Annotated in this window: 31 protein-coding genes and 1 riboswitch; of the genes, 12 read left to right on the top strand and 19 right to left on the bottom strand. The window is 71.7% G+C overall.

Going from position 1 to position 23,188, the window contains the following annotated elements; all coding sequences use genetic code 11:
- Positions 1 to 10 precede the first annotated feature (10 nt).
- On the bottom strand, positions 11 to 547 hold the full coding sequence (locus Q1B24_RS19880; RefSeq protein ID WP_299931948.1) for a DUF1697 domain-containing protein: 537 nt from the start codon (positions 545 to 547) through the stop codon (positions 11 to 13).
- Positions 548 to 599: 52 nt separating this feature from the next.
- On the opposite strand from Q1B24_RS19880, the gene Q1B24_RS19875 reads away from it, so the two are divergent.
- The 3 genes from Q1B24_RS19875 to Q1B24_RS19865 are packed head-to-tail and all read left to right on the top strand — an operon-like array spanning position 600 to position 2,985.
- On the top strand, positions 600 to 1,385 hold the full coding sequence (locus Q1B24_RS19875; protein WP_299931946.1) for a transporter substrate-binding domain-containing protein: 786 nt from the start codon (positions 600 to 602) through the stop codon (positions 1,383 to 1,385).
- A gap of 38 nt (positions 1,386 to 1,423) precedes the next feature.
- The gene (locus Q1B24_RS19870; RefSeq protein WP_299931944.1) at positions 1,424 to 2,215 is read left to right on the top strand and encodes an amino acid ABC transporter permease; all 792 of its coding nucleotides are present in this window, start codon (positions 1,424 to 1,426) and stop codon (positions 2,213 to 2,215) included.
- Entirely contained in the window at positions 2,215 to 2,985 is a 771-nt protein-coding gene (locus Q1B24_RS19865; protein ID WP_299931942.1) for an amino acid ABC transporter ATP-binding protein, read from the top strand. The genes Q1B24_RS19870 and Q1B24_RS19865 overlap by 1 nt, the downstream gene beginning before the upstream one ends.
- Positions 2,986 to 3,007: 22 nt before the next feature.
- On the opposite strand, the gene Q1B24_RS19860 is transcribed toward Q1B24_RS19865, so the two are convergent.
- Positions 3,008 to 3,814, bottom strand: coding sequence for a hypothetical protein (locus Q1B24_RS19860; protein ID WP_299931940.1), 807 nt, complete (start codon positions 3,812 to 3,814; stop codon positions 3,008 to 3,010).
- A 120-nt stretch (positions 3,815 to 3,934) separates the two neighbouring features.
- Complete coding sequence (locus Q1B24_RS19855; protein ID WP_299931938.1) at positions 3,935 to 4,846, bottom strand: LysR family transcriptional regulator ArgP; 912 nt, start codon at positions 4,844 to 4,846, stop codon at positions 3,935 to 3,937.
- 72 nt (positions 4,847 to 4,918) lie between these two features.
- On the opposite strand from Q1B24_RS19855, the gene Q1B24_RS19850 reads away from it, so the two are divergent.
- Positions 4,919 to 5,518, top strand: coding sequence for a LysE/ArgO family amino acid transporter (locus Q1B24_RS19850; protein ID WP_299931936.1), 600 nt, complete (start codon positions 4,919 to 4,921; stop codon positions 5,516 to 5,518).
- Between the two features lie 10 nt (positions 5,519 to 5,528).
- On the opposite strand, the gene Q1B24_RS19845 is transcribed toward Q1B24_RS19850, so the two are convergent.
- The 4 genes from Q1B24_RS19845 to hppD all read right to left on the bottom strand — a co-directional run bounded on the left by Q1B24_RS19845 (position 5,529) and on the right by hppD (position 8,593).
- Complete coding sequence (locus Q1B24_RS19845; protein WP_299931934.1) at positions 5,529 to 6,326, bottom strand: hypothetical protein; 798 nt, start codon at positions 6,324 to 6,326, stop codon at positions 5,529 to 5,531.
- A gap of 13 nt (positions 6,327 to 6,339) precedes the next feature.
- Entirely contained in the window at positions 6,340 to 6,513 is a 174-nt protein-coding gene (locus Q1B24_RS19840) for a helix-turn-helix transcriptional regulator (protein ID WP_299932021.1), read from the bottom strand.
- Between the two features lie 80 nt (positions 6,514 to 6,593).
- Positions 6,594 to 7,184, bottom strand: coding sequence for a DUF2975 domain-containing protein (locus Q1B24_RS19835; protein ID WP_299931932.1), 591 nt, complete (start codon positions 7,182 to 7,184; stop codon positions 6,594 to 6,596).
- 176 nt (positions 7,185 to 7,360) lie between these two features.
- Entirely contained in the window at positions 7,361 to 8,593 is a 1,233-nt protein-coding gene (gene hppD, locus Q1B24_RS19830; RefSeq protein ID WP_299931930.1) for a 4-hydroxyphenylpyruvate dioxygenase, read from the bottom strand.
- An 81-nt stretch (positions 8,594 to 8,674) separates the two neighbouring features.
- On the opposite strand from hppD, the gene Q1B24_RS19825 reads away from it, so the two are divergent.
- A complete protein-coding gene (locus Q1B24_RS19825; RefSeq protein WP_299931928.1) occupies positions 8,675 to 9,148 on the top strand; it encodes an Lrp/AsnC family transcriptional regulator in 474 nt (157 codons plus the stop codon).
- A 10-nt stretch (positions 9,149 to 9,158) separates the two neighbouring features.
- Here the strand turns inward: Q1B24_RS19825 and Q1B24_RS19820 are convergent, their stop codons facing one another.
- From Q1B24_RS19820 to Q1B24_RS19805, 4 genes are read right to left on the bottom strand one after another with little or no spacing between them, the layout of a single operon-like run.
- Entirely contained in the window at positions 9,159 to 9,794 is a 636-nt protein-coding gene (locus Q1B24_RS19820; protein ID WP_299931926.1) for a helix-turn-helix domain-containing protein, read from the bottom strand.
- A gap of 21 nt (positions 9,795 to 9,815) precedes the next feature.
- A complete protein-coding gene (locus Q1B24_RS19815; protein WP_299932019.1) occupies positions 9,816 to 11,570 on the bottom strand; it encodes a DEAD/DEAH box helicase in 1,755 nt (584 codons plus the stop codon).
- Positions 11,571 to 11,590: 20 nt separating this feature from the next.
- Positions 11,591 to 11,884: a DUF3039 domain-containing protein gene (locus tag Q1B24_RS19810; protein WP_299931924.1), complete on the bottom strand. Its 294-nt coding sequence runs from the start codon at positions 11,882 to 11,884 to the stop codon at positions 11,591 to 11,593.
- Between the two features lie 23 nt (positions 11,885 to 11,907).
- Positions 11,908 to 12,462, bottom strand: coding sequence for a YqgE/AlgH family protein (locus Q1B24_RS19805; RefSeq protein WP_299931922.1), 555 nt, complete (start codon positions 12,460 to 12,462; stop codon positions 11,908 to 11,910).
- An 86-nt stretch (positions 12,463 to 12,548) separates the two neighbouring features.
- Here Q1B24_RS19805 and Q1B24_RS19800 point away from each other — a divergent pair, with 86 nt between their 5' ends.
- Positions 12,549 to 13,226 (top strand): TetR/AcrR family transcriptional regulator, encoded by a 678-nt coding sequence (locus tag Q1B24_RS19800; protein ID WP_299931920.1) that lies wholly within the window; start codon positions 12,549 to 12,551, stop codon positions 13,224 to 13,226.
- Here the strand turns inward: Q1B24_RS19800 and Q1B24_RS19795 are convergent.
- The 3 genes from Q1B24_RS19795 to fabG all read right to left on the bottom strand — a co-directional run bounded on the left by Q1B24_RS19795 (position 13,210) and on the right by fabG (position 15,968).
- Entirely contained in the window at positions 13,210 to 14,232 is a 1,023-nt protein-coding gene (locus Q1B24_RS19795; RefSeq protein ID WP_299931918.1) for a DUF3048 domain-containing protein, read from the bottom strand. The genes Q1B24_RS19800 and Q1B24_RS19795 overlap by 17 nt on opposite strands.
- Before the next feature lie 141 nt (positions 14,233 to 14,373).
- On the bottom strand, positions 14,374 to 14,928 hold the full coding sequence (locus tag Q1B24_RS19790) for a C40 family peptidase (protein WP_299931916.1): 555 nt from the start codon (positions 14,926 to 14,928) through the stop codon (positions 14,374 to 14,376).
- 3 nt (positions 14,929 to 14,931) lie between these two features.
- Positions 14,932 to 15,136: riboswitch (cyclic di-AMP (ydaO/yuaA leader) on the bottom strand.
- Positions 15,137 to 15,200: 64 nt separating this feature from the next.
- Positions 15,201 to 15,968: an SDR family NAD(P)-dependent oxidoreductase gene (fabG, locus tag Q1B24_RS19785; protein ID WP_299931914.1), complete on the bottom strand. Its 768-nt coding sequence runs from the start codon at positions 15,966 to 15,968 to the stop codon at positions 15,201 to 15,203.
- Positions 15,969 to 16,104: 136 nt separating this feature from the next.
- On the opposite strand from fabG, the gene Q1B24_RS19780 reads away from it, so the two are divergent.
- Positions 16,105 to 17,157, top strand: a complete 1,053-nt coding sequence (locus Q1B24_RS19780; RefSeq protein ID WP_299931912.1) for a phosphatase PAP2 family protein — start codon at positions 16,105 to 16,107, stop codon at positions 17,155 to 17,157.
- A gap of 21 nt (positions 17,158 to 17,178) precedes the next feature.
- Here Q1B24_RS19780 and Q1B24_RS19775 read toward each other — a convergent pair whose 3' ends face one another.
- Complete coding sequence (locus Q1B24_RS19775; protein WP_299931910.1) at positions 17,179 to 17,595, bottom strand: HIT family protein; 417 nt, start codon at positions 17,593 to 17,595, stop codon at positions 17,179 to 17,181.
- A 152-nt stretch (positions 17,596 to 17,747) separates the two neighbouring features.
- Here Q1B24_RS19775 and Q1B24_RS19770 point away from each other — a divergent pair, with 152 nt between their 5' ends.
- A complete protein-coding gene (locus Q1B24_RS19770) occupies positions 17,748 to 18,470 on the top strand; it encodes an excalibur calcium-binding domain-containing protein (protein ID WP_299931908.1) in 723 nt (240 codons plus the stop codon).
- Between the two features lie 33 nt (positions 18,471 to 18,503).
- Positions 18,504 to 19,376, top strand: coding sequence for a cobalamin-binding protein (locus Q1B24_RS19765; protein WP_299931906.1), 873 nt, complete (start codon positions 18,504 to 18,506; stop codon positions 19,374 to 19,376).
- Here the strand turns inward: Q1B24_RS19765 and Q1B24_RS19760 are convergent.
- Positions 19,367 to 19,873, bottom strand: coding sequence for a GNAT family protein (locus tag Q1B24_RS19760; protein ID WP_299931904.1), 507 nt, complete (start codon positions 19,871 to 19,873; stop codon positions 19,367 to 19,369). The genes Q1B24_RS19765 and Q1B24_RS19760 overlap by 10 nt on opposite strands.
- 58 nt (positions 19,874 to 19,931) lie before the next feature.
- On the opposite strand from Q1B24_RS19760, the gene Q1B24_RS19755 reads away from it, so the two are divergent.
- Positions 19,932 to 20,501 carry a TerD family protein gene (locus Q1B24_RS19755; RefSeq protein WP_299931902.1) on the top strand — a complete coding sequence of 190 codons (570 nt, stop codon included), beginning with the start codon at positions 19,932 to 19,934 and terminating at the stop codon, positions 20,499 to 20,501.
- Between the two features lie 67 nt (positions 20,502 to 20,568).
- Here the strand turns inward: Q1B24_RS19755 and Q1B24_RS19750 are convergent, their stop codons facing one another.
- Positions 20,569 to 21,366, bottom strand: a complete 798-nt coding sequence (locus Q1B24_RS19750; protein WP_299931900.1) for a MerR family transcriptional regulator — start codon at positions 21,364 to 21,366, stop codon at positions 20,569 to 20,571.
- A gap of 79 nt (positions 21,367 to 21,445) precedes the next feature.
- Between Q1B24_RS19750 and Q1B24_RS19745 the strand changes: the two genes are divergently transcribed.
- On the top strand, positions 21,446 to 21,796 hold the full coding sequence (locus tag Q1B24_RS19745; RefSeq protein ID WP_299931898.1) for a nuclear transport factor 2 family protein: 351 nt from the start codon (positions 21,446 to 21,448) through the stop codon (positions 21,794 to 21,796).
- An 18-nt stretch (positions 21,797 to 21,814) separates the two neighbouring features.
- On the opposite strand, the gene Q1B24_RS19740 is transcribed toward Q1B24_RS19745, so the two are convergent.
- Positions 21,815 to 22,324: an RDD family protein gene (locus Q1B24_RS19740; protein WP_299931896.1), complete on the bottom strand. Its 510-nt coding sequence runs from the start codon at positions 22,322 to 22,324 to the stop codon at positions 21,815 to 21,817.
- Complete coding sequence (locus tag Q1B24_RS19735) at positions 22,321 to 23,001, bottom strand: hypothetical protein (RefSeq protein WP_299931894.1); 681 nt, start codon at positions 22,999 to 23,001, stop codon at positions 22,321 to 22,323. Before Q1B24_RS19735 ends, Q1B24_RS19740 begins: the two co-directional genes overlap by 4 nt.
- On the opposite strand from Q1B24_RS19735, the gene Q1B24_RS19730 reads away from it, so the two are divergent.
- Positions 22,981 to 23,187 (top strand): hypothetical protein, encoded by a 207-nt coding sequence (locus Q1B24_RS19730; protein ID WP_299931892.1) that lies wholly within the window; start codon positions 22,981 to 22,983, stop codon positions 23,185 to 23,187. The two genes, Q1B24_RS19735 and Q1B24_RS19730, sit on opposite strands and share 21 nt — an antisense overlap.
- Position 23,188 lies beyond the last annotated feature (1 nt).

Genomic DNA, 23,188 nt, shown 5'->3' with positions numbered 1-23,188 from the left:
CGGGTGGGCATCAGCACCACTTCTCGGTGACGGTGCGCAGCACCTTGACCGTGCGCGCCGTGCCCAGCCCGAGTGCCGCCAGCTCCTTCGAGGCGAGGAGCCTCGAGGTGTGGATGTTGCCGTCGAGCAGCACGTAGGCCGCGCGCCCGTCGACGACGACCACCTCGCCGTCGTGCTCGAGCGCGCGGGCAGCCTCGACGGCCGCGGCGGGCGGCGCGGCGGCGTACAACGTCACGTAGTGCTGCCCGGCGGGGTCGTGCTCGGCGTGCAGCTCCTCGGCGCGCGCGGTGAGCGCGGTGAGGTCGCGGGTCGTGAACACTATCGTCGGGACGTCGAAGCCCGCCTCGGCGGCGTACGCCTCCTCCAGTGCCTCCCGCACCTTCGCCACGGAGCGGGCCGGGTGGGTCAGGCGCACGTTGCCGGTGTTGATGTAGGTCGCGACGTCCGTCCCGCCGGCGGCCTCGGTGGCCGCCCGGATGGCGTCCTTGGGGAACTTGCGCTTCGCGCCGAGGTTGATGGCGCGCAGGAAGGCGACGTAGGTGGGCACGCGCCGATCATGCCTGTCGAGGTCGGGGCGCGGCAGGTCTAGGGTTGACGGCATGAACACTCGTGCACGTGCCATCGGAACCAGCCTCGCCGCCCTCACCCTGCTCGCGTCAGGGTGCGCCAAGGACGACACCGCGACGACCACCGAGTCGGGCGCCTCGCTCGTCGAGGGCGGCACGCTGACCATCTGCACCCACCTGCCCTACGAGCCCTTCGAGTTCACCGAGGGCGGGGAGGTCGTCGGCTTCGACGTCGACGTGCTCAAGATCGCCGCCGACGCCGAGGGCTGGGACACCAAGGTCGTCGACATCGGCTGGGAGACCATCGTCTCCGGCGAGGCGCTCAACACCGGGCAGTGCGACGTCGCCGCGGGCGCCATGTCGATCACGCCCGAGCGCGAGGCCGTCATGGACTTCTCCGACCAGTACTTCGAGGCCAAGCAGGCGCTGCTGATGAAGGCAGGCGCCGGCTACACCACCCTCGACGACCTCGCGGGCAAGACCATCGCGGTCCAGGACGCCACCACCGGCGCCGACTACACCCGCGAGAACGCCCCGGAGGACGCCAAGATCGTCTCCTTCGAGGACTCCGCCCTGATGCAGCAGGCCGTCAAGACCGGCAAGGCCGACGCCGGCGTCAACGACAACGGGCTGCTCAACTACTTCGCCAGCCAGAACCCCGACGTCGAGGTCGGCGCGGAGTTCGAGACCGGCGACGTCTACGGCTTCTCGGTGAAGAAGGACAGCAACGACGAGCTCCTGAGCATCGTCAACGACGCCATCGCCAGCGACGACTACGACGCCGCGTACGAGGAGTGGTTCGGCACCGCTCCGGAGTGACCCCGGCCCGCCCGTCCGTGCCCTGACAGGAGTGATCCATGGCGAGTCCCCGCCAGCGTGCAGCGAGGCTGCGCTACGTCCAGTACGCCGTCCTCGTCCTCGTCCTGCTGGCGATCGCGCTGCTGGCCGACTGGGACCAGCTCAAGCGCGCGTTCTGGGACTGGGAGGTCGTGAAGGCGCAGTTCCCCGACGTGATCACGATCGCGTTGAAGAACACGATCATCTACACCGCGTGCGGGTTCGCGTTCGGCCTGGTGCTGGGGCTCGTGCTGGCCCTGATGCGCCTGTCCAGCGTGGGCCCGTACCGGTGGATCGCCACCGGCGTCATCGAGCTCTTCCGCGGCCTGCCCGCCCTCGTGGTGTTCATCGCCCTCAGCGTCGGCTTCAACCTCGCCTTCCCCGACCGGCAGATCCCCTTCGGCAACCTCGGCATCGTCACCCTGGCGCTGGGCCTCGTCGGCGGCGCCTACATGGCCGAGACGATCCGCGCCGGCATCCAGGCGGTGCCGAAGGGGCAGATGGAGGCCGCCAGGTCGCTGGGCATGTCCCACAGCCGCGCCATGATCAGCGTGGTCGTCCCGCAGGCCTTCCGGATCATCCTGCCGCCGCTGACCAACGAGCTGATCCTGCTCACCAAGGACTCCTCGCTCGTCTACATCCTCGGCCTCGCGCTGGAGGACTACGAGCTCACCAAGTTCGGCCGCGAGGGCATGAACACCGCCGCCAACCTGACCCCGATCATCGTGATCGGCCTGTGCTACCTGCTGATCACGGTGCCGCTGTCGATCGTCGTACGCCGCATGGAGAGCCGCGCGGAGAGGGCCCGCTGATGACCACCCACCCCACCCCCGACGGCGCCACCGACCGGTCCGCCGCAGCGATCGACGTGCAGGACCTGCACAAGAGCTTCGGCGACAACGAGGTCCTCAAGGGCATCGACTTCCACGTCGGCCACGGTCAGGTCGTCTGCGTCATCGGCCCGTCCGGATCCGGCAAGTCGACCCTGCTGCGCTGCGTCAACATGCTCGAGACGCCGACCAGCGGCCGGATCTTCGTCGAGGGCGACGAGATCACCGATCGCGACGCCGACGTCGACAAGCTGCGCTCGCGGATCGGGATGGTCTTCCAGCAGTTCAACCTGTTCCCGCACATGACGGTCCTGCGCAACCTCACGATCGCGCAGCAGAAGGTCAAGGGCCGCAAGAAGGACGAGGCGGTCGAGGTCGCCCGCGCCAACCTGGCGAAGGTCGGGCTGGCGGAGAAGGAGTCGGCCTATCCCGCGCACCTGTCGGGAGGCCAGTCGCAGCGCGTCGCGATCGCGCGCGCGCTGTCGATGAGCCCCGACATGATGCTCTTCGACGAGCCCACGTCGGCGCTCGACCCGGAGCTCGTCGGCGACGTGCTGGCGGTCATGAAGGACCTGGCGTCCGAGGGCATGACGATGATGGTCGTCACCCACGAGATGGGCTTCGCGCGCGAGGTCGGTGACAACCTCGTCTTCATGGACGACGGGGTGATCGTCGAGGAGGGCGACCCGCGCCACGTGCTGGGCGACCCCCAGCACGAGCGGACGCAGTCGTTCCTCTCGAAGGTGCTCTAGCGCGGGCGCCGGGGCCGGCGCCTCAGCCCCGCTTGCACTGGCTGGGCGGGGTGACGGCGGGGTCGAAGACGTGGCGGGGCGGCGTGATGCTCGAGCCGTCCGGCGACTCCTTCATCGTCATCGCCCACCAGCCCGCCTTGCGGGTCTCGATGGCGGCGAGATCCTCCTCGGGGAGCGCGTTCCACATGTTGAGGACGTCGACGCCGACCTCGATCAGGGGGCCGTGTGGCGTGACGACCGCCCTGGCCTCGATGTCGTCGAGCGCTGCAGGCACGGTCGGGAAGAGCCCCCGCGGCATGCCGGTCAGCACGGCCTTGGCGGGCACGCCGACGGCGACGCCGTCCCCCGCCAGCCGGACCGCCCGTGCCGCGGTGACCGGCCAGGTCGGGTCGAGGTCGGTCGGCAGCGCCCAGCTGCGGGACTGGTCCTCGGTGATGTCGGCCCAGCAGTCGGCGGCGTTCGGTCCCCACACCTCGCTGTTGAAGTAGGTACGTCCGGCGACGACGAGGTAGTCGACCTGCTGCACGTTGCCGTCGATCGCGGAGTCCATCGACAGCTCGCTGTAGCCCGTGGAGGGGCTGTAGCGGCCGTCGAGGTCGAAGATGCGCCTGCCGCCGTTGTCCGGGTTCTTGGTGAGGAGCTGGCCGTGCCACTCCACGATGCCCATCTTGGCGACCTGGCTGTTGATCGCCTCGAGCTGCTCGCCCTCGAGCAGGAAGTCGTCGCCCTTGGTCGCGGCGGCCTCCCCCGAGCCCCCGCACGCACTGAGGGTCAGCGCCAGACCGGCAGTGAGCGCGGCGGCCCACGATGCGCTTCGACGACGTGCCACTGGGGTTTCCCCGATCAGGTCGTGACGAGCTCCGTGCTCGATCTCGCTCGGAGCCTAGGACCGGCTCGGGGGCCTGTCAGGGGAATCACGGATCTCGTCGCGCCGGCCGGAGCCGGTGCGTCAGCCGGACATCCAGCCGCGGGCCGCGCCCACGACCGCGTCGGTGAGGTCGTCGACCAGTGCCGACCCCAGCCGCCAGTGCTGCCAGAACAGCGGCACCTCGGGCCGCCGGCCCGACACGAGCTCGACGAGCTCGCCGCGGTCGAGCTCGTCGACGACGTCGGACTCGGGCAGCAGGCCCCACCCCATGCCGACCCGGATCGCCCGGTCGAACTCGCGCACCGACGGCACGTACGTCACCGGGGGCGCGAGGTGGCGGCGGGTCACCCGGCGGATGAAGTCGTGCTGGAGCGAGTCGCTGCGGTCGAAGGCCACGATGGGCGCCTCCCCCAGAGCACCGGACCCGACACCGTCGGCGAAGTGGGTGCCGTGGAAGTCGCGGGTCGCGACCGCGGCGTAGCGCAGCCGGCCCAGGCGCACCACGCGGCACCCCGGCACCGGCTTGGGCTCGCCGGTGATCGCCGCCACCACCTCACCGCGCCGCAGGCGCTCCGCGGTGCGGGTGTGGTCCTCGCGCACCACCTCGAACACCACGCGGTGCCGCGACTGCACCTCGGCGAGCGCGTCGACGAACCAGCCGTAGAGCGCGTCGGCGTTGACCGCGATCGGGAGCGAGGCGTACGTCGTGCCGCCGACGTCGGGCTCCTCGACGAGCTCGGCGACGGCCTCCCGCTCCAGGAGCTCGGTCTGGGTGGCGAGCCGCACCAGCACCAGGCCGGCCTCCGTGGGCTCCAGCGGCTTGACCCGGTGCAGCAGGACGCGGCCGATCCGCGTCTCGAGCGCCTTGATGCGCTGGCTCACCGCGGACGGGGTGACATGGAGCTCGCGCGCGGCCGCCTCGAACGTGCCGAGGCGCACCGCGACGGCCAGTGTGCGCAGGGCCACAGGGTCCAGCTGGGTGATGTCTTTCATACTGAGAGATTCTAATGATTCCTCAGAATCGTTCGCTGGATTGAACACACTCAGCGACCTAGCGTTGTCTTCATGTTCCAGGTTGCTCTCACCGGTCTGCTCACCGGACTCGCCCTCATCGTCGCCGTCGGCGCACAGAACGCCTTCCTCCTCCGGCAGGGGATCCGCGGCGAGCACGTCCTGCCGATCGTGCTGACCTGCCTGGTCTCGGACGTCGTCGCGATCACGGCGGGCGTGGCCGGCCTCGGGGTCGTGCTCGAGCGGTGGCCCGCCGTCCTGCCGGTGGCCCAGGTGCTCGGTGGGCTCTACCTCATCGCCTTCGGCGTGCACGCCGCGATGCGGGCATGGCGACCGACGGCGCTGGAGGCGGGCGAGGCGACGGCCCTCACCCCCGGCCGGGCGGTGCTGCTGACGCTGGCCCTGACCTGGCTCAACCCGCACTTCTACCTCGACGCCGTCCTCATGCTGGGCACCGTGGCCAACAGCTTCGCGGCCGACCGCTGGTGGTTCCTCGCCGGCACGCTCGTCGCCAGCGTGCTGTGGTTCTTCGGGCTCGGCTACGGCGCTCGGCTGCTGCGCGGCCTGTTCGCCCGCCCCAAGGCGTGGCGTGTGCTCGACTCCGCGATCGCCGTGGTGATGGGCGCCCTCGGCGTGGGGCTGCTCGTCCACTGAGCCCGCGCGGTCACTCCCCCGTCAGGGCAAGACCCCGCTCGGCCAGCGCCTCGCGCAGCCGGCTGATCGCCATCGGCCCGACGCCGTGCATCGCGGCCAGGTCCGCTGCGGAGTAGGACACCACCTGCTCGAGCGTCGTCACCTCCACCGCGCGCAGTGCCCGGGTCGCGGGCGCACCGATGCTCCTCGGCAACGGCGTGCCCGCCTCCCGGGGCTCGCGCACCCGGGGCTCCGGCAGTCCGGCATCGACGACCGCCTCGCCGCGTGGCGAGAGCAGGTAGCCGATGGCGAGCGACTCGGTGAGCCCGAGCTCCTTGAGCTTGCGCACGTCCTTCTTGAAGTCCGCCGTCTCGCGCCCCACCTGGGCGGCGAGCTCGGGCGCGCGGACCGTCGGGTTGAGGTCGATCAGGTCGAGCGTCTCCCGCGTCCACGTGCCGTACGACGAGGCCGCGTCGAGGCGGTCGAGCCGGGCGTTGATCGCCGCGATCTCCGCAGCGTCCGGCACGGCGGCCCGCAGCGCCTCGCGCGGGTCGGGACCGGCGTACGCCAGGCCGATCCGCCAGAGGGGGTCCTCCGGGCGGGCTGCCAAGGCCTCCCTGAGCGCCGCCAGCGAGGGCGCACCGGCCCGGCGTGCGTCCTCGGCGCGCAGGCTCGACACGCTGACCTGCTCGAGGCTGGTCACCTCGATCACCCCGACCCCCGTGCGCATCCGGGTGCCGACGACGACGCGGGGCTTGGCCCACCGGCGGAACGCGAGGTCGACCACCCCGGCCTTGATCGCGGCCAGCTCGGCCGGTCGGATCATCATGGCGCCCAGCCTGTCAGTCCACCCGCAGGATGTCTCCCGGCTGGCACTCCAGCGCCCGGCAGATGCCAGTGAGCGTGCTGAACCGCACCGCCTTCGCGCGACCGTTCTTCAGCACGCTGAGGTTGACGACGGTGACGCCCACCCGGTCGGCAAGCTCGGTCAGCGTCATCCCCCGGTCGGCCAGCACCGCGTCGAGGTGCACCGTGACACCGTGCGCCTCGTCGGCCTCGGACTCGGTCTCGGGCTCGGGCTGCGCGCGCCGCGCCATCAGATGGTGGCTTCCACGTCGCGGCGCATGCCCACGGCCTCCCCCATCACGCGCGCCAGCGCCAGCAGGGAGATGCCGAGGAGCACCGGGAGCCACGGCACCGTCGCGGTGAGGATCAGGGTGCTGTCGGTCATCCGGTTGAGCAGCGCTGCGTTGACCCACCCCGACAGCACGAAGTCGAGCGCGGGCCACATGAGGAGGATTCGCCCGAGGGTCCTCAGCTGACCGGGCACCCGGTCGGCGAAGACCCCCTCGCGCCGGGCCCGCCGCAGGAAGAGCCACAGCATCACGAAGAACACCATCGGACCGCCGACCCAGACCACCAGGCCGGCACCGGCCAGGGCTCGGGTGGCGCCGTCGGGGTCGGGGTCGCAGACCTGGACCTCGTCGACGCGCCAGGTGATGCCGTCACGGAGGCCGACCGGCCCGGTCGTGTCGCCGTCTCCCCTGCGGAAGGCCGCTTGGTCCCCCGAGCCGGTGGCGCAGACCTCGGCGTTCAGCCCGGGCACCGTCCCGCTCCCGAGCACGGTCCCGGCCAGCGTCGCGGCGGCGAGGACCGCCATGACCGCGACCACCAGCCCGACCAGCACTTCGAGGATCCTGAGCGGATCGTTGCTGCGCGAGCGGTGCGTGAGGCAGGTTCTGCAGCGGCAGAAGCTGCTCCACGCACCGCTGGTCCGCCAGGAATGGGTCGAGCGGTGAGTGAGACAGGTTTTCGGCTCACGGAACCTGCCTCACTCACCGCTCGGGCGCGGGGCAACTCGGGTCAGAGGTTGCCGCGGGCGTCCTGCTCGCGCTCGATGGCCTCGAAGAGCGCCTTGAAGTTGCCCTTGCCGAAGCCGAGCGAGCCGTGTCGCTCGATCAGCTCGAAGAACACCGTGGGCCGGTCGCCGAGCGGCTTGGTGAAGATCTGGAGGAGGTAGCCGTCCTCGTCGCGGTCGACGAGGATGCCGCGCTTCTTCAGCTCCTCGATCGGCACCCGCACCTCACCGATGCGAGCGCGCAGCTCGGGGTCCTCGTAGTAGGAGTCGGGGGTGTTGAGGAACTCCACCCCGTTGGCGCGCAGGGCGTCGACGGTGGCGAGGATGTCGCCGGTCGCCAGCGCGAGGTGCTGCGCGCCGGGGCCGTTGTAGAACTCGAGGTACTCGTCGATCTGCGACTTCTTCTTCGCGATGGCGGGCTCGTTGAGCGGGAACTTCACGCGGTGGTTGCCGTTGGCGACGACCTTCGACATGAGCGCGGAGTAGTCGGTGGCGATGTCGTCACCGATGAACTCGGCCATGTTCACGAAGCCCATCACCTTGTTGTAGAAGGTGACCCACTCGTCCATCCGGCCGAGCTCGACGTTGCCGACGATGTGGTCGAGGGCCTGGAAGAGCCGCTTCGGCTGGTCGGCCTTCTTGTCCCAGCGCGGCTCGACGGCCACGTAGCCGGGGAGGTAGGGGCCGGCGTACGTCTCGCCGTCGACGGTGCGCTGCACGAGCGTGTGGCGGGTCTCGCCGTAGGTCGCGATGGCGGCGATGCGGACCTTGCCGTGGTCGTCGGCCACGGTCTCCGGCTCGACGAGGACCGTCGCACCGGCCTTGCGGGCCTGGGCGATGCACTGGTCGACGTCGGGCACCTCGAGGGCGATGTCGACGACGCCGTCGCCGTGCTTGGCGTGGTGGGCGATCAGGTCGCTGTCGGGCGCGACGGCGCCGCTCAGCACGAACTTGATCGAGCCCGACTTGAGCACGTACGACTTGTGGTCGCGGTTGCCGTTCTCCGGGCCGGAGTAGGCGATGAGGTCCATCCCCCAGGCCGAGGCGTAGTAGTGGGCGGCCTGCGTGGCATTGCCGACCACGAAGCAGATCGCGTCCCACCCGGTCACCGGGAACGGGTCGGCATCGGCGTCGTACTCCACGAGGCCGACGAGCTGGCGCAGCTGCTCGAGGGAGAGGTCGGCCTTCATCTCGTCCACGGTCAGGGCGCCACCGGTCGAGGCGATGTCAGTCGTCATGGGGAAAACCCTGCCCAGTCGCGGCAAGATGTGCAACAGTACGTCGAAACGTCGGACAATCTGCACAGTCGAGGAGCCCCGATGGACGAGATCGACGGCAAGGTGATCGACCTGTTCGCCAGCGAGCCCCGCCTGGGCGTGCTGGAGGCGAGCCGCCGGCTCGGCATCGCCCGGGGCACCGTGCAGGCGCGCCTGGACAAGCTCACCGCGGCGGGCGTGATCACCGGGTGGGGGCCCGACCTCTCCCCCGAGGCGATCGGCTACCCCGTCACCGCCTTCCTCACCCTCGAGATCCGCCAGGGCTCGGCCGACCGTGGCGGCCACGACGCGGTCGCCGCCCACCTCGCCGGCATCCCGGAGGTGCTCGAGGCCTTCACGATCACCGGCGCCGGCGACATGTGGGCCCGCGTCGTCGCGCGCTCCAACGCCGACCTGCAGCGAGTGATCGACCTGGTGCTCACCGAGCCGGGCATCGATCGCTCGACGACCGTGATCGCGCTCGCGACCCAGATCCCCTACCGGGTCGTGCCGCTCGCCCGCGCCGCCCTCACCTGAGCCGCGGCCCTCACCTGAGCCGCTGGGCGACCTCGGCCGCGGCGGCGATCACCTGCGGCGCGACGACGTCCTCGTCGATGACGCCGTCGAGGGTCACGATGCCCACACTGGCGCGGAGGCCCTCGACCCCGCGCACCGGGGCGGCCAGACCGCGGGCGCCGGTCTGGAGCTCGCCGCTCGTGACGGCGTACGCCGCCTCGTCCACGTCGACCAGCCCGATCGCCTTGCCCGCCGCACCCTGGGTCAACGGGTGCCGGGCGCCGACCCGGTAGGAGACGTGGAAGTCGGTCCAGGACGGCTCGACGACCGCGAGCGCGAGCGCCTCCTCGCCGTCGGCCACCGTGAGGTGGGCGGTCGAGCCGAGCGACTCCGCGAGCCTCCGCAGCACCGGCATGGCGAGATCACGCAGCAGCGGCTGCACCCCGCTGGCCAGGTGCAGCACGCCGAGACCGACGAAGAGCCGTGAGCGCGCGTCGCGGCGGACCAGCCCGTGCTGCTCCAGGGTGCTGACCAGTCGGTAGACGACCGTGCGGTTGACCTGGAGCCGATGCGAGAGCTCGGTGACCGTCAGCCCCTCGGGGCTCTCCGCCAGCACGCGGAGCACCCGCAGACCGCGGTCGAGCGTCTGGGAGGTCTCGGAGGGCACGCCCTCAATATGGCAGGAAGGTCAGGAGGTCTTGCGCACGGCCCACTCGCGGATCCGGTTGATCCGCTCGTGCAGCTGCTCGGCGTTGGCCACCGCGGCCGGCGGGCCGCCGCACTCCTTGCGGAGCGCGTTGTGGGTGATGCCGTGCGCCTGCCCGGTGCGGTGGTGCCAGGCGGCGACGAGTCCGTTGAGCTCGCGCCGGAGCACCCCCAGCTGCTGGTGGGTGCTGAGCTCCTGCACCGAGTCCACGACCCGGTCGCCCACGCCGTCGGCCTTCTGCTTGCGAGCGCGCTCGCTCTGGCGCGAGTGCAGCAGCTCGCGCACCTGGTCGGGCTCGAGGAGGCCGGGGATGCCGAGGAAGTCCATCTCCTCCTCGGACCCGGACACGACCTCGCCGGAGTGGCCGAACTGCGCGCCCTCGTAGAGCACGTGGTCGAAGGACGCGGTGGAGCCCAGCGCCTCCCACGACATCTCGAGCTCGTCGGAGGCGCCCTCCTCGGAGTTGGCTGCGGCGAGGAGGTCGTCCTCGGCCGCGAAGATGTCGTCCTCGTCCTGCACGCGGCGCCCGAGCACGTGGTCGCGCTGGGCCTCCATGTCGGAGGCGAACTCCAGCAGGTGCGGGACCGACGGCAGGAACACCGACGCCGTCTCGCCGCGGGACCGCGCGCGGACGAAGCGGCCGACCGCCTGGGCGAAGAAGAGCGGCGTCGAGACGGTGGTCGCCCACACGCCGACGGCCAGGCGCGGCACGTCGACACCCTCGGAGACCATCCGGACGGCGACCATCCACCGGTCCTCGGAGGCGGTGAACTTCTCGATCTTCTTCGAGGAGCCCTTCTCGTCCGACAGCACGACGGTCGGCGACTCGCCGGTGATCTTCTTCAGCAGCGCGGCGTAGGCGCGCGCGGTCTCCTGGTCGCCGGCGATCACCAGCCCGCCGGCGTCGGGCACGTGGCGACGTACCTCCGACAGGCGCTTGTCGGCCGCCTCGAGCACCGCGGGGATCCACGACCCGCGGGGGTCGAGGGCCGTACGCAGCGCCTGGGCGTGCATGTCCTTGGTGAGCGGCTCCCCCAGCCGGGCGACGACCTCGTCGCCGGCGCGGGTGCGCCACTGCATCTCCCCGGAGTAGGCCATGAACAGCACCGGGCGCACGACGTGGTCGGAGAGGGCGTGGGCGTAGCCGTAGGTGAAGTCGGCCGCCGAGGTGGGGATGCCGTCCTCGCCCGGCGCGTAGCTGACGAACGGGATGGGGTTGATGTCGGAGCGGAACGGCGTACCGGTCAGGGCGAGCCGCCGGGTGGCCGGGTCGAACGCCTCGCGCACGCCCTCGCCCCACGACAGCGCGTCTCCGGCGTGGTGGATCTCGTCGAGGATCACCAGCGTCTTGAAGCGCTCCGTGCGGATGCGCATGGCGAGCGGGTTGACCGCGACACCGGCGTAGGTCACGGCGATGCCGACGTAGTCGTCGGAGGTGCGGCCCTTGCCCGCCGAGTAGGTGGGGTCGATCGGGATGCCCGCACGCGCAGCGGCCTCGGCCCACTGGGTCTTGAGGTGCTCGGTGGGCGCGACGACGGTGATCCGGTCGACGACGCGGCGGCTGAGCAGGTCGGCCGCCACCGTCAGCGCGAACGTCGTCTTGCCGGCGCCCGGGGTCGCGACCGCGAGGAAGTCCTGCGGCTGCGCGGCGCGGTACTTGTCCACCGCCGCCTGCTGCCAGGCACGGAGGGAGGGCGCGGTGCCCCAGGCGGCCCGGTCGGGCCACGCGGGGGGCAGCGGCGCGTCAGGCCGCGCCGTCACGCCTCGGGACCCGAGCCGTCCGAGCCGGACCCGCCGCCGGGCTTGTCGCCCGACTTCATCGAGTCCCAGATCTCCTTGCACTCGGGGCAGACCGGGTACTTCTCCGGGGCCCGTGACGGCACCCAGACCTTGCCGCACAGCGCGATGACGGGCGTGCCCATGACCATCGCCTCGGTGAGCTTGTCCTTGGGCACGAAGTGCGAGAACCGCTCGTGGTCTCCCTCGTCCGTCGGGACGGTCTGACGCTCTTCGATCGTCTGGGTGCCCGGGGAGAATCCGATGGTGCTCATGATGGGCAAGCCTAACGCGGAGATCAGTTCATGTCGGGATCGACGGGGCGGTTCACGTGCCAGGCGAGCATGCCGGGCTGGCGCCGCATCACGTCGCGCCACAGCTCGCCCGGGTCGTCGCGGAAGGCGTCGGCGGCCTCGCTCGTGACGACGTACCAGCTGCCCTCCTCCACCTCGCCGTCGAGCTGACCAGCGCCCCAGCCGGCGTAGCCCGCGAACACCCGCATCGCGCTGAGCGTGCCGTCGACGAGCTCGGTCGGGGTGTCGAGGTCGACCATGCCCAGCAGCCCGGCGACCGGACGCCACCCCACGGGCGGGTCCTGCGGGTCGCGCAGGGCCCCGACGGCCAGGGCGCCGTCGGTGCCGACCGGTCCCCCGCGGAACAGCACCTCCGGCTCGGCCACCACGTCGCGCCACGGCTCGAGGACGTCGGCGACCATGATCTGCGAGGGGCGGTTGAGGACGACGCCCAGCGCGCCCTCCTCCGTGACGTCGAGCAGCAGCACGACCGTGTCGGCGAAGTTGGGATCCTGCAGTGCCGGCGTCGCCACCAGCAACATCCCCGAAGCGAGCTGCATGCCTCCACTATGGCCGACCTCGGGTCATGGCACACCACCCCGGCGACGCCCCCTCGACCGCGCCGGGGTCACCTAGGCTGCGGGCCATGGAGAACCGCGGCCGGCAGCGCTACTCCGACGCGACCAAGCGGGCGCTCGTCGAGGTGGCCGAACAGCTCTTCACCGAGCACGGCTACGCCGCCACCTCGCTCGACGCGATCGCGGCCGGCGCCGACGTCACCAAGGGCGCGCTCTACCACCACTTCAGCGGCAAGCAGGCGATCTTCGAGGCCGCCTTCGAGCGCGTGGAGTCACGGGCGACGTCCGGCATCGCGCAGGCCACCGAGGGACACCGCGACCCCTGGGACAAGGCGCGAGCCGGGTTGCGCGCCTTCCTCGCCGCGGTCCAGGAGCCGGGCTACCGCCAGGTCGTGGTGTCCGACGGACCCTCGGTGCTCGGCCACGAGCGCTACCGCGAGCAGGAGGAGCGCTCGACGTACGCGATCGTGGACGAGATCGTGCGGTCCGTGCTGACCGCCGACGACGGCACCCTCGGCGACGCCCGGCTCGACGACACGATGCTCGACACCTTCACCCGCATCTTCTTCGGGGCGATGTCGGCCGCGGGCGGCTCGGTCGCCGTCAGCGACGACCCCGCGGCGGCAGCCCAACGGGTCGAGACGGCGGTCGGCGTCATCCTGGCAGGCCTCCAGCGCCTGCTCGACGAGGACGCCGGAGCGCTGCGGGCGACCCCGTCCGCCGCCGGGACTACTTCGCGAAGGTGACGTTGCCGTTGGCGGCCGGGACGAGCTCGACCCACACGCGCCCCGCGGGCACGGTGAGCTCGCCTCGCTTGGTCGAGAGCTCGATCGGGCCCTTGAGGCCGTCCTTGCTCCACGTGCCCTTCACGACGCGACCGCCGTGGAAGAGCAGCGCCGAGCCCTTGCCCTCGAACTTGGTCTCGGGCACGGGGTAGCCCGCCGGGTCGCGGTAGCCGGCGTCACCGACGCGCACCCGCAGCACGAGCACGGAGTCGGCGGGGAACTGGTCGCCCTCGGCGGCGTAGGAGTCGGTGTTGACGTAGCCGCCCTTCTGGAACTGCCAGCTCGTGGAGTGCGCGCCGAAGTCCGCGGTGAGCGTGCTGGCCTTCGCACCCTTCGGCAGGTCGGCCTCGTCCCCCCACGGCAGGTAGGGGGGCGGCTCCTCCTCGGCCTTGAGGCGCTTGGCGATGTCGCCGAGGCGGGCGAAGAGGTTGTAGGGGGCCGAGCGCGTGGTCTCGCGGTAGACACCGGCGTCGCCCTCGGTGATCCAGGGGATGCCGGCACCGTTGACGCGCTGGATCGTGACCGGGGCCGCGCCACTGGTCACGACGGTCGCACCCTCGGGCACGATCCCGATGTCGCTGGCGCGCATCGAGCGGACCGGGCCGATGCTGGCGGGAACCTTCGAGTAGTAGAACGCGGCGAGACGCGTGTAGCCACCCTCGACGAGCTCCTCGACGACGAGGTCGGCCGAGCCGAGACCCACCTGAGGGGCGCTGGACGAGGTGTTGTCGACCTTGGTCACCATGACGGGGTGCCGGGGGGCGTCGGCCTTGCGCTCGAGCCCGGTCAGGGGCCAGTACGTCGGCTCCGGCGGCTCCTCGGTGGGCTCCGAGGCGGTCGGCTCGGAGGACGCAGAGGCGCTCGGGGCCGGGTCGTCGTCCCCACCGCTGCACCCGGCGAGGAGCAGCGTGGCCGCCGCCAGGGTGGCGACGATCGCGCGGGACGAGGGGTGGCGACGGTGACGCACGGGGGACTCCGATCGAGCGGGGGTGTCGAGCCAAGGAAAGTCTGGGGGCGCGCCCTCCCCGATCGGGGAAGGCGCGCCACAGGGTAGATCAGCAGGAACGACCTACCAATCCTGCCCTGTCACCCGGCATCCGGGCACCGTTCAGGCGCGGCGGAGGGTCCCGGCGAACCACGCGGAGGTCCACGGAGCGGCGACGTGCACGCGCGAGCCCGGCCGCGGGGAGTGCACCATCAGCGCGTGCCCGCGCGACCAGCGCAGGAAGATCGCGGCGTGGTAGATCCCGCCGCCGTCGTAGAAGAACATCAGGTCACCGGGACGCATGTCCTTCTTCGCGATGCGACGAGCAGCACCGGCCTGGGCGCTCGAGGTCCGCGGCACGGCGATGCCCGCTCGACTGTAGGCGTAGCGGATCAGGCCGGAGCAGTCGAAGCGATCCGGGCCGGCGGCGCCGTACGCGTAGGCGTCGCCCCGCTGGGCCATGGCGATGTTCCGCGCAGTGAGCACCCGGTTGGCCACCCGACGCTTGGCGCTGACCCGCGCCGTCTTCTTCGTCGTGGTGGTCGTGGCGGAGGTGTTGTCGGACGTGCTGCCGCTGGGCGCGGCGTTGGCGGGCAGGGCGCTCATCGTCGATGCGGTGAGGCCGAGCCCGGCGAGGGCGAGCGCGGAGGCTCGCACGATGCGAGGGGTCGCAGGCATGGTTGGTCCTTTCCCACGCCTGTGAGGTGAGCTGTCGGGCTAGGGCTGGAAAGTGCCCTGCCACCGCGCTCCCGTCATGCTGACGGAAGCTGGGCGGCTTCGCCCCGAGCCGGTCGATGACCGGCAGTGGAACCTGTGGGTCCCCCACTCCTGCCCCGGTGTGTCTCGGGGGTCGTCCCGGCCGGGCAGGACTCGGCGTAGTCCGGGACGGTTGGGTCTCTCGACCGCCATCCAAGGTGACAGACGACCCCCCGACACGCAAACCGGCGGGCTCAGCCCAGCTTGCGCCCGCCGTCGACGTACAGCGTCTGACCGGTGATGAACGACGCCTCGTCGCTGCACAGGAACGCCGCGGCCGCAGCGATGTCCTCGGGCTGGCCGACGCGCCGTACGGGCGTCGCCTCGGCGTTGAGCCGCTGCAGCTCCTCGGGCTCCATCTTGAGGCGGCGCGCGGTGGCGTCGGTCATCTCGGTGGCGATGAAGCCGGGCGCGATGGCGTTGGCGGTGACGCCGAACGGGCCGAGCTCGATGCCGAGGGTGCGGGTGAGGCCCTGGATGCCCATCTTGGCCGCGGAGTAGTTGGCCTGGCCGCGGTTGCCCAGCGCGGAGACGCTGGAGAGGTTGAGGATCTTGCCGTACTTCTGCTCCACGAAGCGTGACTGGGCCGCCTTGGTCATGTTGAAGACGCCCTTGAGGTGGACGTTCATCACCAGGTCCCAGTCCTCCTCGGTCATCTTGAAGAGGAGGTTGTCGCGGGTGATGCCGGCATTGTTGACGAGCACGTGGATGCCGCCGAGCTCGTCGACCACCCGCTGCACGGCAGCCTCGGCCGCGGCGGCGTCGACGACGTCACAGCCGATGCCGACGGCGCGGGCGCCCTCGGCCAGCTCGAGCCGGCCGGCCGCCTCCTGCGCGGCGGCCTCGTCGAGGTCGAGGACGGCGATCGAGGCACCCTCGCTCGCGAGACGCTGCGCGATGCCGAAGCCGATGCCTCGCGCTGCTCCGGTGATGACGGCGACGCGGCGGTCGAATCGACCCATTGCGATGACTCCTCAGGCTCGGTGACGTCTGGCCTTGGTGAGGGTAGTGCGTGCGCGAGGAGGGGCGTCACCCGACTTGTGGAGATCCCGCGCAGGACGCTCGCGCCGGCGCCTCAGGTGGCCTAGCGTGCCAGTCATGGGACGGGGGTATTTCCGTGGCGCGATGGGCGTCGCCGCCGCCATGGCGGTGGTGACGTGCGTGGTCGCGGCCGCCTACGACCTGCCGGTGCGCGACCCCGACGGGGTCTCCGTGCCGACCTGGGTGCGGCTGCCGCTGATCGTCCTGGCCGCTGTGCTCCTCGACCTGGTCGCGCGGTGGACGGCGTACACTCGCACGACGCCGCGTCCCGGCGCCTGGCAGGCGCTGCGCACCGTGCTGCGCGAGCGGTGGACCCGGGAGCAGGTGTGGTTCACGGCCAGCGGTCTCGTGGCCTGGTACGTCGCCTACGTCGCGTTCCGCAACCTCAAGGGCTACCTGCCCTTCGTCAACGACCGCCTCTGGGACACCGAGCTGCACCGGCTGGACCGCCTGCTGTGGCTGGGCCACGACCCGGCCGTCGTCCTCCACCACCTGCTCGGCACCGGCTGGGCCGCCTGGCTGCTGTCCGGGGTCTACGTGCTGTGGATCGGGCTGGTCCCGGCCGCGCTCGCGATCGCGCTCGTGTGGACCCGGCGCTCGGTCACGGGCGCCCTCTACGTCACGGCCGTCTCCTTCAACTGGCTGCTCGGCGCGGCCGTCTACTACCTGGTCCCCTCCCTCGGACCGATCTACTCCCGGCCGCAGGACTTCGCCGACCTGCCCCGCACCTTCAACACCGCGGTGCAGGAGGTGCTGCTGCGCGACCGGGTCGCCGTGCTGACCGACGTCTGGGACACGCGCGCGGTCCAGACCGTCGCCGCCTTCGCGTCGCTGCACGTGGCGATCACGATCACCACCTGCCTCGTCGCCGAGCTGCTCCGGCTCCCCCGGTGGGTACGGCTGTCCGGCTGGGTCTTCGCCGGGCTCACCTGCCTGTCGACGGTCTACCTGGGGTGGCACTTCTTCGTGGACGTGCTCGGCGGGGTCGTGATCGGCACGCTGGCGCTCGTGCTCGCCGCCTGGACCACGGGCCACCCCCTCCGGCGCCGGGACCGGACGTGGACGTTGCGCGGGGCCCGGACTCGCGAGGAGGAGCAGGTCGGCTCCTGACTTGCTGCGTCCGTCGCCCGCTCAGCCGGACGCGAGCGCGTCGCGCAGCTTCTCGGCGTACGCCGCCGCCTCGCCGTCGGCGTACTTCGTGCGGGGCCAGAAGAAGCCGCGCAGCCCGTCGCCCCTGGTGCGCGGCACCACGTGGAGGTGCAGGTGCGGGACGGACTGGCTGACCGTGTTGTTGATCGCGAGGAAGGACCCCTGGGCGCCGAGCGCGTCCTTCACCGCCGTCGCGAGGCGCTGGGCGGCGGCGAGGAACCCGTCGCGCTGCTCCGCCGGGAGGTCCGGCAGGGTCTCCAGGTGCGTACGCGGGACAAGCAGGACGTGGCCCTTGAAGAGCGGCCGGGTGTCGAGGAAGCCGACCAGGTCGTCGGTCTCGAGCACGAGGTGACCGGGCAGGTCACCCGCGACGATCTGGCAGAACACGCATCCGTCCACGTCACGGATCGTGCCACGCCGTCGTGTCGGGCACCGGCGGTCGGGGCGGGGCGTGCCTGGCCTCGACGGCGACTTGGCCCGTTCCGCCCACATGCAGGCCCCGCCGGTGTGAGGCTTCGGTGTCAGCACCGAGGACTTCCGTGGGGGAACACATGCACCACCAGCTCATCCGCGCGCTCACGCTCGCCATCATCGCCCTGGGCCTCGGCGTCTCGGTCCAGGCGCCGGCGTCCGCCGTCATCGACCGCGACTGCGGCGACTTCGCCAGCCAGGCCGCCGCCCAGAACTTCTACCTGAATGCCGGCGCAGGTGACCCGCACCGCCTCGACGACGACGGCGACGGCGTCGCGTGCGAGTCCAACCCCTGCCCGTGCATCGGTCGGGGCAACACGGCGCCGCAGCAGTTCGCCAACACCGGCACCACCCAGACCCAGCCCCAGAACCAGACCCAGCAGGGCCAGCGGACCTACCGCGAGACCGGCAACGTCGTCCGGGTCACCGACGGTGACACCCTGCGCGTCCGTCTGCGCGGCGGGGCTCACGTCTCGGTCCGCATGCTCGGCATCGACACCCCCGAGCGGGGCCGTTGCGGCGCGGACGCCGCCACCGCCAACCTGCGTCGCCTCGCCCCGGTCGGGTCGACCGTGCACCTCGTGTCCGACCGGACCCAGGCCGCGAAGGACCGCTACGGCCGCCTGCTGCGCTACGTCGGACGCAAGGGCGGCTACGGCGACCTGTCCTTCCGGCAGGCCTGGGACGGCTACACCCGCCCCTACGTCTTCGGCGGCAAGCCCGTCGCGCGGCACCGCGAGTACGTACGCGCCATCGGCCACGCCAGCAGCCACGCACGCGGTGCGTGGAAGGGCTGCTGGTGACGCCTGCCTGAGCAGTCCCTCTAGGCTCGCCGGATGCGCATCGTCTCGCTGATCCCCTCCGCCACGGAGATCCTGTTCGCGATCGGGGCGGGTGACGACGTCGTCGGGGTGACCTTCGAGTGCGACCACCCGCCGACGGCGCGCGAACGGCGCGTGGTGTCGACCTCGGCGATGCCGGAGGGCCTCGCTCCTCAGGAGATCGACGACTTCGTGGCCGCCGCGATGACCGCGGGTGAGGACCTCTACCGGCTCGACTCCGGGGCCCTTGCCGAGCTCGACGCCGACCTCGTCGTCACGCAGGACCTCTGCGCGGTCTGCGCGGTGGACGTCGGCACGGTCGACGAGGCGCTGGGCTACCTGGGGTGCCGCGCCGAGGTGGCGACCCTCGACCCGCACTCCCTCGACGACGTGCTGGCCTCGATCACCGAGGTCGGGCGCCTCACCGGCAAGGCCGAGGAGGCGGACGCGGTGGTGGCCAGCCTCGAGGCGCGCCTGGCGGCGGTCGCCGACCGGGTCGCCGGTCTCGAACGACCCCGCGTGCTCGTGCTCGAGTGGACGGACCCGCCCTTCGCGCCCGGGCACTGGATCCCGGAGATGGTCGCCCGCGCCGGCGGCGAACCTGCCCTCGGTGTGGCGGGCACCCGTTCGGGCCGCATCACCTGGGAGGAGGCGGTGGCCTCACGGCCGGACGTCGTGGTCTGCGCCCCGTGCGGCTTCGACCTCGAGGGCAGTACGACGCTCGCGCAGGACGTGCGCGACCGGTTCCCGGGCGTGCCGGTCTGGGCGGTCGACGCCGACGGCCACTTCGCCCGCCCCGGCCCGCGCCTCGTGGACGGTGTCGAGGTGCTCGCGGGGATCCTGCACCCGGACGCGGTCGCGCCGTCGACCCACTGCCGTCAGGTCTGAGGACGCTCCACCCGCACCAGGACGTCGAACATCCGCCCGTCCCGCAGCGCGGCGAACGAGCCGACCTGTTCGAAGCCCAGCGACTCGACGGTCCGGCGCGCCCGGGCGTTGAACGACGCCACCGTCACCCGGAACGCCGCGGGCGCGAACGTCGTACGCCCGAAGTCGAGACCCGCCGCGATGACCGCGCGCCCGAGCCCCACCCCCTGGCCGGTGAGCGAGGGCCTGATCCCGCCGCCGGTGTCGAGGGCGGTGTCGTCGTAGTCCCAGCCGGGGACCTGCCCGTCCGGGCCGAAGGAGCGGAAGCCGATCAGTCGCTCCCCGACGAGCACGGCGTGGAAGCCGAGGGCCGGGTCGAGCAGCTCGTCCGGGTCGGCGCCGGCGAGGTCGTAGACGGCGTACGGCGGGTCGTAGCGCCAGGTGGCCAGGTCCTCCGCGTGCTCCCGCGTCAGAGGGGCGATGCGGATGGCGGCGGCGTCGATGTCGTCGTGGCGCATGCGCGCAGTGTGCACCCGCCGCTACATTCGAAGGGACGTCGACCGGAGGAGCGCGCCCGTGATCGAGCTGGCCAAGGGGCAGGAGCTCACCCTCACCCACGAGGACGGGTCGAGCCTGACCACCGTGCAGATGGCCGTCGGCTGGGACCACTCCCCCACGGCCGGCTTCATCGGCAGCGGCGCACCGCCGATCGACCTCGATGCCTCGGCGGTGCAGTTCGCCGGCGACCAGTTCTTCGACCTGGCGTACTTCAACCACCTCGCCACCCGTGACGGCTCCGTGGTGCACCTCGGCGACAACACCACCGGCAAGGGCGAGGGTGACGACGAGGTGATCACCGTGGACCTGGGTCGGGTCTATCCCCGGGTCGACTCGATCCTGCTCATGGTCAGCAGCTACCAGGGCCACTCGCTGGAGTTCATCCGCAACGCCTACTGCCGCCTCGTCGACCACGACGACACCGAGCTGGCGCGGTTCACCCTGACGCTCGGGGTCCGCGAGACGGGCCTCGTCATGGCGCGGCTGTTCCGCGACGGACCGGTCTGGAAGCTCCGCACGATCGGGACGGGCATCGCGCTGAAGACGCCCACGGACTCGCTCGAGGCGCTCGTGCCCTTCGTCTCGTGAGGGACGGGCCGCCTCGTCCCACCGAGGCTCGCAGATCGGGGGTCCACCGTCCCAGTGAGTGCGGAGGTCAGCCGCCGGCCACCCGGAAGACAGGCCAGCCGATCTCGGTGCGCCAGGCGGACGCATCGGCCGTGTTCCGTGGTCCGACCAGGTAGGTCTCCCGGATCGGGCCGGCCACGGCGAGCGCGTTGGTCACCACCCACGTGCCGACCTCGCCGTAGGTGACCTCGATGTCGTCGTGGCTGCCGACGTGGGTGGCGACGGCCAGCTCGACGGCCGGGAGCACCACGGGGTGCACCCGCCCGACACGTGGGGCGTCCTTCGTGGGCACGTGGACCAGCACGTGGCCCCGGCCCTCCTCGAACAGCGCGTTGTCGTAGACCCCGCCCGGGGCACCGATGGGGTCCACGACCACGGCGTCGAGCTCGGCCATCGCTCCGGCGTACCAGCCGAGGACCTCGTCGTGCGCCACGTCGGCCTCGACCGCAGCGACCTCGGTCGCCGGGACCGCGCGCAGCTCGACGTCGACGGGAGCGGGTTCGGGAGCGAGCAGCCGGCGCAGGGACGCCACGGCGGCGCGCGTGCGGTCCAGCTCCGACTCGAGGCGGTGGAGATGGTCCGCGACGAGCCCGGCGCGCGCTCCGGGGTCCGCCGACGACACGATGCGCCGGACGTCCGGCAACGGGACGTCGAGCTCGCGGAGGCGGTGGATGACCTGGGCGGTCGGGATCTGGTCGACGCTGTAGTAGCGGTAGCCGCTGGCGGGATCCACCGTGGCGGGGACCAACAGGTCCGCGTCGTGGTAGCGGCGCAGGGTTCGCACGCTCAGGTGGGTCAGTCGTGAGAACTCGCCGATCGCCAGCATGCGCGAAGTGTGCACCCTCCCCCCGAGGGAGAGTCCAGCGCTTGACCCTCCCGCGGGCGTACGCCGCACCGTGATCGGCATGACCACCACTGATGTGACACCCGACCAGCTGCCGTCCGCAGTCCGGACCTACCTTCGCGCTCACGCCGCTCGCGACGTCGACACCGCCCTGATGGTGTTCGCACCCGACGCTGTCGTCCGGGACCAGGGACAGACGTTCCGCGGCACCGACGAGGTGGGCGACTTCCTGCGCCACGCAGGGGCTGAGTTCACCTACACCACCGAGCTCATCGGCGCACGGCGGGTCGACGACACCCGCTGGGTCGCCGTCAACAGGCTCCAGGGCGACTTTCCCGGCGGCCTCGCCGAGCTCGACTACCGCTTCACCCTCGCCGACGACCTCGTCACCGAGCTGGTCATCGGCTCCTGACGCGCGACACCCGAGGTCCTAGCCGGCTGACCGCCCTGAGCCCTCTCGGGCGGAGGGGTGGGGCAGCCAGTCGTAGACGACCGAGGTGTGGAGGGCCAGGTCCTGGAGCGACCGACGGTCGCGGTCGACGGCGCACCACAGCAGGCCCACGGGGAAGAACGCGCACGTCACTGCTCGGGCGAACGACCGGACCAGTCCCAGCCGCCCGCCGTTCCTGGACGTCACCCGGACCCCCCAGACGTGGTCGCCGATGCTGCGACCCGCCATCCACCACGCGACGGTCAGGTAGAGCACGAGGTAACCGATGAAGAGGGTCACCGACCACAGGAGCGACGGGTCGGGCATGCGAAAGCTGCGTGGCTCGAGCACGAACCGGACGCCGACCAGGGCGGCGTACGAGCCGACGAGCGCGGCAGCGACCACGAGGGCGTCGACGACGGCAGCTGCCACGCGCGTGACGACACCGGCACTGGCTCCCTGGTAGGAGCGTGCCTCGCGGGGGACGCTCAGCATCTCCGGATCGCTCACGGCGGCGCCTCGGGAGGGACGCGCTTGCGTCGGAGCCGGAAGAGGTGGTTCTCGAGGCTCCTGCTGACGGCCTCGTCGGCCGATATCCCCGTCATCCGTGCGCCACGGATGGTCTCCGACGCCATGGAGCCGCTCGAGTCACGGATGATGGCGGGCAGGTCGATGGCGTCGATCACCTCCTCGACCATCGCGACGAGGTCGACGCGAGCGATCACTGCGTCGATGTCGAGCCGGGCGGCGATGGCGTCGATGTCGACGCCGGCCACCGCTGCGTCGAGGTCCACGCCCGCCACGGCCGCGTCGAGGTCGACCCGTCCCACGATGGCGTCGAGGTCGATGGCGTTGATCACCTCCTCGACCATCGCGACGACGTCGATCCGGCTGATCACGGCATCGATGTCGAGCCGGGCGGCGACCGCGTCGACGTCCACTGCTCGTACGACCTCGTCGAGGGCGACGTGGTGGAGGACCAGCCCGGTCAGGTCCAGGCGGGAGACCACCCGCTCCACGACGACGGGCGCCCACTGGTCGAGCAGCGCCTGCGCCGCCCGCACCAGGTCGGCGCGGCGGGCGGCGCCGTGCCGGGCCGCATCCTCGAGCAGCGTGGCCGGCTGCCACCGCTCGGGGACGAAGCGGGGGCGCCAGATCATCCCCTGGTGCAGCAGGGGCAGGTCCACGACGGCGCGCCCCAGGGCCACGCCGGTGCCGACGACCGCACCGGCCACTCCCAGGGCGACGTCGACGACCTGCTGAGGCTCGTGCAGGACAGCGCCCTCGACAGGCACTCGTGGCGCTTCCGCCAGGCGTGTCATCCCACCAGCCTGCTGCTGCGCCGCCGGGGCCGCCTCACCCGTTCGGGATGAG

Source organism: uncultured Nocardioides sp. (genome assembly GCF_947488025.1).
Taxonomy (GTDB): domain Bacteria; phylum Actinomycetota; class Actinomycetes; order Propionibacteriales; family Nocardioidaceae; genus Nocardioides.
Note: the sequence above shows the minus strand (reverse complement) of the source record. Positions and strands in the feature narration are given on the sequence as shown.